This window comes from Nocardia sp. NPDC057455, assembly GCF_042802775.1.
GTDB lineage: Bacteria > Actinomycetota > Actinomycetes > Mycobacteriales > Mycobacteriaceae > Nocardia.
Map to the genome: position 1 here is coordinate 1 of NZ_JBHVDM010000150.1, position 9,408 is coordinate 9,408.

Annotated in this window: 8 protein-coding genes and 1 tRNA gene; 4 read left to right on the top strand and 5 right to left on the bottom strand. The window is 69.5% G+C overall.

What is annotated here, in order from left to right; all coding sequences use genetic code 11:
* Positions 1–54: 54 nt before the first annotated feature.
* Positions 55–128, bottom strand: a tRNA-Met gene (locus ACFU5M_RS33175).
* 74 nt (positions 129–202) lie between these two features.
* On the bottom strand, positions 203–1,732 hold the full coding sequence (locus tag ACFU5M_RS33180) for an aldehyde dehydrogenase family protein (protein ID WP_379055343.1): 1,530 nt from the start codon (positions 1,730–1,732) through the stop codon (positions 203–205).
* A 112-nt stretch (positions 1,733–1,844) separates the two neighbouring features.
* On the opposite strand from ACFU5M_RS33180, the gene ACFU5M_RS33185 reads away from it, so the two are divergent.
* Both ACFU5M_RS33185 and lat read left to right on the top strand, forming a co-directional pair.
* Positions 1,845–2,297 carry an Lrp/AsnC family transcriptional regulator gene (locus tag ACFU5M_RS33185; RefSeq protein ID WP_039796222.1) on the top strand — a complete coding sequence of 151 codons (453 nt, stop codon included), beginning with the start codon at positions 1,845–1,847 and terminating at the stop codon, positions 2,295–2,297.
* A gap of 64 nt (positions 2,298–2,361) precedes the next feature.
* The gene (gene lat / locus ACFU5M_RS33190) at positions 2,362–3,696 is read left to right on the top strand and encodes an L-lysine 6-transaminase (protein WP_379055346.1); all 1,335 of its coding nucleotides are present in this window, start codon (positions 2,362–2,364) and stop codon (positions 3,694–3,696) included.
* A gap of 317 nt (positions 3,697–4,013) precedes the next feature.
* Here the strand turns inward: lat and ACFU5M_RS33195 are convergent, their stop codons facing one another.
* Together ACFU5M_RS33195 and ACFU5M_RS33200 are read right to left on the bottom strand one after the other, a co-directional pair.
* Positions 4,014–4,358, bottom strand: coding sequence for a hypothetical protein (locus tag ACFU5M_RS33195; RefSeq protein ID WP_379055348.1), 345 nt, complete (start codon positions 4,356–4,358; stop codon positions 4,014–4,016).
* A complete protein-coding gene (locus tag ACFU5M_RS33200) occupies positions 4,358–4,525 on the bottom strand; it encodes a hypothetical protein (protein ID WP_379055350.1) in 168 nt (55 codons plus the stop codon). The genes ACFU5M_RS33195 and ACFU5M_RS33200 overlap by 1 nt, the downstream gene beginning before the upstream one ends.
* 31 nt (positions 4,526–4,556) lie before the next feature.
* On the opposite strand from ACFU5M_RS33200, the gene ACFU5M_RS33205 reads away from it, so the two are divergent.
* The gene (locus ACFU5M_RS33205; RefSeq protein ID WP_379055352.1) at positions 4,557–5,954 is read left to right on the top strand and encodes a protein kinase; all 1,398 of its coding nucleotides are present in this window, start codon (positions 4,557–4,559) and stop codon (positions 5,952–5,954) included.
* 173 nt (positions 5,955–6,127) lie between these two features.
* A complete protein-coding gene (locus ACFU5M_RS33210) occupies positions 6,128–8,203 on the top strand; it encodes a protein kinase (protein ID WP_379055354.1) in 2,076 nt (691 codons plus the stop codon).
* A 125-nt stretch (positions 8,204–8,328) separates the two neighbouring features.
* On the opposite strand, the gene ACFU5M_RS33215 is transcribed toward ACFU5M_RS33210, so the two are convergent.
* On the bottom strand, positions 8,329–9,306 hold the full coding sequence (locus ACFU5M_RS33215; protein WP_379055356.1) for a patatin family protein: 978 nt from the start codon (positions 9,304–9,306) through the stop codon (positions 8,329–8,331).
* Positions 9,307–9,408 lie beyond the last annotated feature (102 nt).

Sequence of the window (9,408 nt, forward strand, 5' to 3'; positions counted from 1 at the left end):
TGTCAATCAAACTCCCGGGCCGTTCGATGGAATAAGACGGGCCCGGGCCTGTAGTAGCGGGGACAGGATTTGAACCTGCGACCTCTGGGTTATGAGCCCAGCGAGCTACCGAGCTGCTCCACCCCGCGTTGGGTAAGGACAACACTACACAGGGTGGCGCGAACTACCGAATCGCCTGGTGGGGCCGGGTACGGCGGCCGGTTCAGCCGAACTCGATGCCCTGGGCGAGGGGGAGTTCGGTGGAGTAGTTGACGGTGTTGGTGGCTCGGCGCATGTAGGCCTTCCAGGAGTCCGAGCCGGATTCGCGTCCGCCGCCGGTCTGCTTCTCACCGCCGAAGGCGCCACCGATCTCGGCGCCGGAGGTGCCGATGTTGACGTTCGCGATGCCGCAATCGGACCCGTCGGCGGCGAGGAAGCGTTCGGCCTCGCGCTGGTCGGTGGTGAAGATCGCGGACGAAAGACCCTGCGGCACTTCGTTGTGCAGGGCGATCGCGCGATCGAAGTCGTCGTAGGTGAGCACGTAGAGGATCGGCGCGAAGGTCTCCTCCCGCACCACCGCGGTCTGGACCGGCATGCGCACGATCGCGGGCCGCACGTAGTAGGCGTCCTCGCCGAATCCCTCGACGCGCTCGCCGCCGCACACCAGTTCGCCGCCGTCGGTCACCGCCTTGTCCAGCGCCGCGCGCATTCCGGTATAGGCCTTGCCGTCGATCAGCGGCCCGACCAGCACCCCGTCGTCGAACGGATTGCCGACGGCCAGTTGCCGGTATGCCCGCTCCAGCCGGTCCACCAGCGGGCCCGCCACGCTACGGTGCGCGATCACCCGGCGCAGTGTGGTGCACCGCTGTCCGGCCGTGCCCGCCGCCGCGAACACGATGGCCCGCGCCGCGAGGTCGAGAACGGCGGACGCGGTGACGATCGCGCCGTTGTTGCCGCCCAGCTCCAGCAGGCAGCGCCCCAGCCGCTCGGCCACCCGTGGCGCCACCAACCGGCCCATCCGGACCGAGCCGGTGGCGCTCACCAGCGCCACCCGTCCGTCGTCGACGAGCCGGGACCCCACGTCGCTCCCGCCCTGGATCAACTGATGGACCTCCGGATCCGCGCCGACCTCGCCGGCCGCGCGCCGGAGCAACGCGTGACAGGCCAGCGCCGTCAGCGGCGTCGTCTCCGAGGGCTTCCACACCACGGTGTCGCCGCAGACCAGCGCGATCGCCGTGTTCCACGCCCAGACCGCGACCGGGAAGTTGAACGCCGAGATCACCCCGACCACGCCGAGCGGATGCCAAGTCTCCATCAACCGGTGGCCCGGACGCTCCGAGGGCATGGTGTGGCCGTACAGCTGCCGGGACAGGCCGACGGCGAATTCGCAGATGTCGATCATCTCCTGCACTTCGCCCGCGGCCTCGGCGGGGATCTTGCCCGCCTCCAGCGTCACCAGCTCGGCCAGGTCGCTCTTGTGCGTGGTGAGCAGCTGCCCCAGCCTGCGCACGGCCCCGGCCCGGACGGGAGCGGGAACGCTGCGCCAAGCCCGGAAGGCGGTAGCGGCCCGGCCGATGGCGGCGTCGACCTCGTTCAGCGAGCTGGGCCGCAGCGTGCCCAGCTGTCCTCCGGTGATCGGAGTGCGCGCGGGCAGATCGCCGGATTCCGCTGGCGGCGTGCCCAATCGGCGCAGCACGGCATCCGCGCGGAGGGCGAGTTGCCGGGTGATCTGAGTGTCGAGTACCTCGGTCATGTGTTGTTCCGCCGTACCTTTCGGCCGCGTCGCGGCGTTTCTGTCCCGCGTAGCGGGAGAAGGGAGGTCAGGTTTCGGACATGAGGCGGGCCGCCTGAGTTAGCCTTCGCTGATGGCGGATACACCGGCAAGACCCGTACTCGATGACATCGATCGCCTGTTGATTCGTGAACTGATGGCCGATGGACGGGCCACTCTGTCCAACCTGGCCGAGAAGGCGAGTCTGTCGGTGTCCGCGGTGCAATCCCGGGTTCGCCGATTAGAGGCGCGCGGTGTGATCCGCGGGTACACCGCGCACGTCGATCCCGAAGCGCTCGGCCAACTGCTGTCGGCATTCGTCGCGATCACTCCTCTCGACCCGTCGCAACCCGATGACGCACCCGCGGTGCTGCAGCACATCCCCGGCATCGAGGCGTGCCACTCGGTGGCCGGGGAGGAGAGCTACATCCTGCTGGTGCGTGTGGCGTCTCCGCGGCACCTCGAGCAGTTGCTCCAAGAGATCAGAGCCACCGCCAACGTGCGCACCCGGAGCACCATCATCTTGCAGACATTCTATGACAGGTAGCGATTCTGTGTAATTAATCCGCTTGGTCGTAGAGGTTCCGTAAATTTTTACGTACCCTCAGGGCGTGACCATCGAACTGGAACGCACCCGCCCGGCGGTCACCCCCGCCGCCCGGGTCCATGAGATCTTGTCGGCGAGCATCCTGGCCGACGGCTTCGACCTGGTACTCGACCTCAACCGTTCCCGTGGCTGCCGCCTCGTCGACGAACGCGACGGCAGCCCCTACCTCGACATGTTCGGCTTCTTCGCCTCCAACGCGCTGGGCATGAACCATCCCGCGCTCGCCGATGACCCGCAGTTCCTGGCCGAACTCACCGCCGCGGCGGTGAACAAGCCGAGCAACTCCGACATCTACACCGTCGAGATGGCCCGCTTCGTCCAGACGTTCGTGCGGGTGCTCGGCGATCCGCTGCTACCGCACCTGTTCTTCATCGACGGCGGCGCCCTTGCGGTGGAGAACGCCCTCAAGATCGCGTTCGACTGGAAGAGCAGGCACAACGAATCCCACGGGCGGGCAGCGGAACCCGGTGCGAAGGTGTTGCATCTGACCGGCGCGTTCCACGGCCGCAGCGGTTACACCATGTCGCTCACCAACACCGATCCGGTGAAGACGGCGCGCTTTCCGAAGTTCGACTGGCCGCGTATCAAGTCGCCTTACGTCACCGACGCCTTCGACGTCGAGGAGGCGGAGGCGTGCGCGCTGGCCCAAGCGCGGCGGGCATTCGCGGAAAACCCGCACGACATAGCCTGCTTCATCGCCGAGCCGATCCAGGGCGAGGGCGGCGACCGGCATCTGCGTCCGCAATTCCTGCAAGCCGTGCAGCGACTGTGTCACGAGCACGACGCGCTGTTCGTGCTGGACGAAGTGCAGACCGGCGTCGGCATGACCGGAACGGCCTGGGCCTACCAGCAACTCGGCCTGACGCCGGACGTGGTCGCGTTCGGTAAGCGGACCCAGGTGTGCGGCGTCATGGCGGGTGGGCGCGTGGACGAGGTGCCCGACAACGTGTTCGCGGTCAGCTCACGGCTCAACTCGACCTGGGGCGGCAACCTCGCCGACATGGTGCGCAGCAGGCGCATCTTGGAGGTGCTCGAGCGGGACGAGCTGATCGAACGGTCCCGGCCGCTGGGTGCGCACCTGCTCGAACGTCTGGGCGCGCTCGCCGCCCGGCACGCCGATGTCAGCGAGCCGCGCGGGCGCGGCCTGATGTGCGCGATCACGCTGTCGTCGTCCCGGCTGCGCGACGAGGTGCTCACCGCGCTGCGCGAGCGGGAGCGGGTGCTGATCCTCGGCACCGGCGAGCGGGGCATCCGGTTCCGTCCCCCGTTGACGGTCACCGGCGCCGAGCTGGACGAGGCCGTCGACGCTCTGGATCGGGTCTTGGCCGGTCTGGAATAGCCCGCGAACAGGAGGCTCCGGAGATTCCGGTGCGCCCGGCAAGGGGTGCGCCGGAAACCGGATCTCCCCCTGACTTCGCATCCATGTCTCCGCTCTCCGAGAACGTGCGGAGTGTGCACCGACAGCGGATGTTCCGGTGCCCCCACCTCGTCGTCTCCGTTCTGGTGCTGTCGCATCCATCGGATCCGTCCGGCGCGCATCCCCGTCGGAAAAGGGCCGCACGGGCTCACCACCTGGCCGCGCGGCCCCGCCGTTGCTCCACCGGGCGCACCGGCGTCATGCGCTGACCTTGCTCGAGCGCGGCGGTCTGCGTGTGGTCAGGAGATGACCGGACGCAGGCCCAAACCTCCTTCGACGAAACGGCGGACGGACGTCAACCCGGCATCCAAAGCCGCTTCGTAGCCCGGGCGCGCCCACCCGGTCACCGTCGCGGTGCCGTCGCCCGCAGGCGTCACCCCGATCTCGGCCACCAACTCGGCCGTGGTCGGTTCGCAGACCGCCCAGGAGAAATGCGTCTCCTCCGCCCAGCCCGCACTGCGCCGGGCCACGTAGTCCGGTTCGGTGATGCCGCCCGCGGCCAGGGCCGGGCGGTCATCGATGCGGTCGTCGGCGCGCAGGGCGCGCAGATACCAGGCGCCCGCGTTGATCTCGATCGGCTCCATCAGCGTCCGCCCGTTCCGCCGCGCCCGTAGCCCGCCGCGAGCGCGTCCGTCACCACTACGCCGAATTCCGCGACGCCGACCGGCCTCGCTGCGACATGATCGGATGGCCGCGGCGCCGTTTTTGCGCGTTTCGCGGTATCCAGGCGGATTTCGGGTAGCTCGGTCATGAGGAAGAGGCTAGCGGGAGGTTTTATCGACATGGGCGAGCTATGGTTCGGCCACTACCGCCTCGATCGGCTGCTAGGCAGCGGCGGCATGGGCGAGGTCTGGCTCGCGTACGACACCACCGCCGACCGTGCCGTCGCGTTGAAGGTATTGACCGCCGCGTACGCGGCAGACCCGAAGTTCCGGCAGCGATTCACCAGAGAGGCTCGGCTGGCCGCCCAGGTGCGCGGGCCGCACCTGGTGAAGATCCATTCGTTCGGCGAACTCGACGGCCGCCTGTACATCGATATGGAGCTCATCGAAGGCTCCGATGTGGCCGCGCTGCTGCGGCGTACGGGGCGGCTGGAGCCCGAGCGCGCGATCGAGATCGTCGTGCAGACGGCCACCGCGCTCGATATCGCGCATCGGGCGGGCTTGGTGCACCGCGACGTGAAGCCGTCCAACATCATGGTGACCCCCGGCGGCACCGCCTACCTGATCGACTTCGGCACCGCGCAGCGCAGCGACCAGCCCGCGATCACCGCCACCGGCAATGTGGTGGGCACGCTGGCCTACATGGCGCCGGAGCGGTTCGACGGGGCGGCGGTGCCCCAGTCCGATCAGTATTCCCTGGCCTGTGTGCTGTTCGAGTGCCTCACCGGACGAAGGCCGTTCGACGACGGCGACCCACCGCGCATGTTGCGCGCCCACTTGATGCAAACCCCTCCGCTCGCCTCCGCGCTCCATCCGGCCTTGCCACCCGCGCTGGACGCGGTGATCGCGCGCGGCATGGCGAAAGATCCCGCCCTGCGCTGGTCCAGCGCGGGGGAACTGGCATCGGCCGGGTACGCGGCCCTGATGGGCCAAGACGCCGCGACGGTCGAACTCGCGTCGTCGGTGCCGACCTTCGTGCTCCCGCCGCCGCGTGAGGTCGTCCGGACCGGCGTCGCGCCCGAAGCGTCAAAATCTTCCGGACCGCGTCTGGCCCTGGTGGCTTTCGCGGCGCTCGTCGCGCTGGCCGCCGGGTCGCTGTGGCTCGGGCGCCCGGACGCAGCCGAGGCGGGACCGGACACCGCACCCGTCCCGTCTCCGAAGCAGGAACCGTCCGCGCCGCCGCCGCACGTACCGGCCACGCGGGCGCCGGTGCCCATCTCGGCGCCCACCCTGGTCCTGCCCGGCGCTGGTCAGCCGTGCGACCCGGTGGTGGACGTGCACGACGTCACCGTGGACGGCCTCGTGCTGACCTGCGCTCCGTCGGCGGCGGACCGGTCGAGCTGGCTCCCGGCATCACCGGCCGCGGGCGGTGTCGCCGCGGGGAATGTCGACGAACCGAACCAGTCCGGACAACCCGCCTCCGACGACAAGCCCGACCGGGGCAAGCCCGATCACGCGAACCAGGGCAACGGCAACGGCAAGGACAAGCCGAAGGGCAAGGGCAAGCCGGGTAAGTAGGCGGGTCGTTGCCGGACTGTCGTCGAGCACACAGTGGTGCGTGACGCGGGGTGCGGTTACGCTCCGAAGGAGGCCACTTCTTCGGTATCGGCGCGGTGAGCTGCTGATTTCCGTCGACCGAGCGTGGGTGGAGGCCGGGTCGACCAGATGTCAACGGTGACTGGAGGTTCGCGATGGGGGAGGTGCGATTCGGGGGTTACCGGCTGGAGCGACTGCTCGGCAAGGGCGGCATGGGTCAGGTCTGGCTGGCCTACGACATGGTGGCGGCGCGGCGGGTGGCGTTGAAACTCCTGCCCGCCGAACTCGCGGCCGCGCCGGGATACCGCAAGCGATTCGAGCGTGAAGCCGAAGCCGTGGCCCAGTTACGCGACCCGCACGTGCCGCGCATCCACCGATTCGGCGAGATCGACGGCCGGCTCTATATCGACATGGAATTCGTCGAGGGCGCCGACCTGGCGGGCAAGCTGGTGGCCGCGGGGCCGATGTCACCGGCCGTGGCGGTCGGCGTCATCGGCCACGTCGCCGCCGCGCTCGATGTGGCGCACCGGGCCGGGCTGGTGCACCGCGACGTCAAGCCGTCGAACATCGTCGTCCACCCCAGCGGCTTCACCTACTTGATCGATTTCGGTATCGCGCACGGGCTCGGTCAGACGGCCGTGACCACCACCGGCATGGCGATCGGCACCCTCGCCTACATGGCCCCGGAGCGGTTCAGTGGAAAGGTGGACGGACGCGCCGACGTCTACTCGCTGGCGTGCGTACTCTACGAATGCCTCACCGGCTCCCGGCTCTACGGCGACACCGATCCCGCGCAGCAGATGCATGCCCACCTGATGGTGACGCCCCCACGAGCCGGTTCGGTGTGCGCCGCCGTCCCCGCCGCGCTGGACGCCGTCATCGCTCGCGGTCTGGCCAAGGAACCGAGCGAAAGATTTCCCACCGCAGGAGCATTCGCCGCAGCCGCGCGAGCCGCGATCGGCGCGTCTGCTCCGAAGCCGCAGGCCGTGCCGGCAACGCCGTACGGCTCGGATCGTCCGGCGGCGAAGCTGTCGGCCGGTGTGGATTCCGTGCCGCCCCCGGGGGTCGACCCGCACGGCGCCGCAGTCGATGATCCAGCGAACCCCGCTGCTCAGGAACGCGTTTCGCCGCGAACGGACTCGGAAGCCGCTGTGGCCGACGAGTCCCCATCCGCATCCGCGGGTTCGGAACCATCACGGCGAACGCCTGACCCGACAAAAATCCTGCCGAACCCCGCCCCTACGCCGACCCTTGTGGCCACGAAGCTCGACTGGTCGACGGTCACGCCCAATCCTCTGCCGTATCGGCATGTTTCGAGTCCGGGCTCAGCGACGCAGGGATACGGCGGTGTACAGCGCCCGCCTGCGGCCACCGGCTATCCCATTGCAGGACAGCCGTATCCGGCCGACCGGCGGTGGTACCAGAACGGGCCGTACCCCGCCGGACCGGCCCGGGGCGGACAACCGGGTTGGCCGGAACGATTGCTCGCTCGCGTGATTCCCCCGAAGCCTCGTCCGGCCGCGCCGCAGTATCGTGTGCCGGCGCGAAAGGTCTTCCCTGCGGTCCAGCGTCCGGGCCCGCCCGTCGTACAGCATCGCCCGGGCGTCCCGGTCCCGCGTCGGCGGCCGCGCCGCCGCCGGAGTCTCTTGTCGAAGTTGATCGGCGCGCTGATCGTGGTATTCCTCGCGCCGTTCGCGTTCGCGGCGGGCTGCGTCGCGTTGATCGCGTCAGGAACCAGGACCGGCGACTCCGGCGCGCCAGCGCCCACTTTGCCGCCCTCGGCGGTGGCGGTGGAGAATCCCGGGCCACCCGGGGACGACCGTGCGTCCGATCCGGCCGCCGTGGCGCCGGTGGGCAGTCCCGTGCGCGACGGGAAATTCGAATTCGTCGTGACGAAGGTCGACGCGGGCGTGGCACGAATCGGATTGCAGCGAGCCGCGGGCTCGTTCCTGATCGTCACGCTGGCCGTTCGGAATATCTCCGACGAAACGAAGTGGTTCCTGCCGATGGGCCAACGCCTCTTGGACGCGCAGAACACGCCCTTCGACCACAACGCCACCGCCACCATGTGGCAGAACACCCAACAGCGCCTCGGTTACTCCTTCGAACTGCGCCCCGGGCAATCCGCCACCACCCAGCTCGTGTTCGACCTGCCCCGAGCGGCGACCCCCGACCACTTGGAACTGCACGACTTCGTGCTCTCCGGCGGCGTGCGCGTCCACATCGCCTGAACGACTCCGCGCAGCGGCATCGAATGGTCATTTACGCCCGCGCTCGTTGATTCGTCCGGCCTCAGCGGGTCACCACCGCGCTGCGCCGTTGAACCGACCCGCGGTGAACCACCGATCCGGGAAGGTTACCGAGCGCCCTCCGGAGCGGCAGTGGGCTCAGGTCGGTCGGAGACGGCTGGGATGACGGCGGAGAGCGCGCCGAGCACGGCTGTGCGGCCGATTTGCAGCGCCCTGGCGAGCAGTGTGGTGTCGCGGGCGGCGCTGTCGACGTCCGGAGAGCCGAGGGGCGGGTGGATCTGCAGGACGGAGTTGCCCAGTTCGGCGAGTGCCCGATCCTCGAGGTCTTGCTGCCGCGGGCGTTCGAGCCAGGCCCGGTACGCGCCGGGGGCTACGGCGCGCAGATAGCCGCCGCCGATGATCTGGTGCAGGCGCGACGCGGGCGGGCGCTTCTCGTCCGCCCTCCGGGTACGCAGGACCAAAGCATGGGTGGCGCCCGCGCGGACCGCGGTGCGAATCGGCACTGTCTCGGAGAGACCGCCGTCGAAGTACGCCGAACTGCCGAGGGCGACCGGGGGCCCGGCCAGGATGGGCAGGCCCGCCGACGCGCGCAACGCACGCATGAGCGTCCGCTTGTCGGTGATGTGCGGGTGCAGATCGACCGCCTGGCCCGTCCGGATATCGGTGGCGATCGGATGGAAGGTCGTGGAGTTGGCCAGGATGGCGGCGAAATCCATCGGTTCGACGCCGTCGTAGACCTGGTGCACGAGGTACCGCAGATCGAACGCCGGACGTCCGCGCAGGAGCCTGGCCGGGTCGACGGCGCGGCGCATGATCTCCGGATCGGTCCAGGAGCGCATGCCGGGGATCGCGCGCCCACACAGCAGCCAGGCGCCGTTGATCGCGCCCGCCGATGTGCCGTACACGGCGTCGAACACCCCGGCGAGCCCGAGTTCCTCCAGCGCGGACACCATGCCGCTGGAGTACACGCCCCGGCTGCCGCCACCCTCCACCACCAGCACCAGGCGGTGACCGTCGGCGCGGCCCGTGGCGCGCCGCGCGCGGATCACCTCCGCGACGGGCGATGGGCTTGTCGAGCTGGTCACCGGATCACGATACGACACCTCGGTGTGCGGATCGGGTCCAGTGGAGGCAGCTCGCGTAACGACGGAGGGACCGCCGAGTGAACGCCGGAGTGGGCGCGGGAC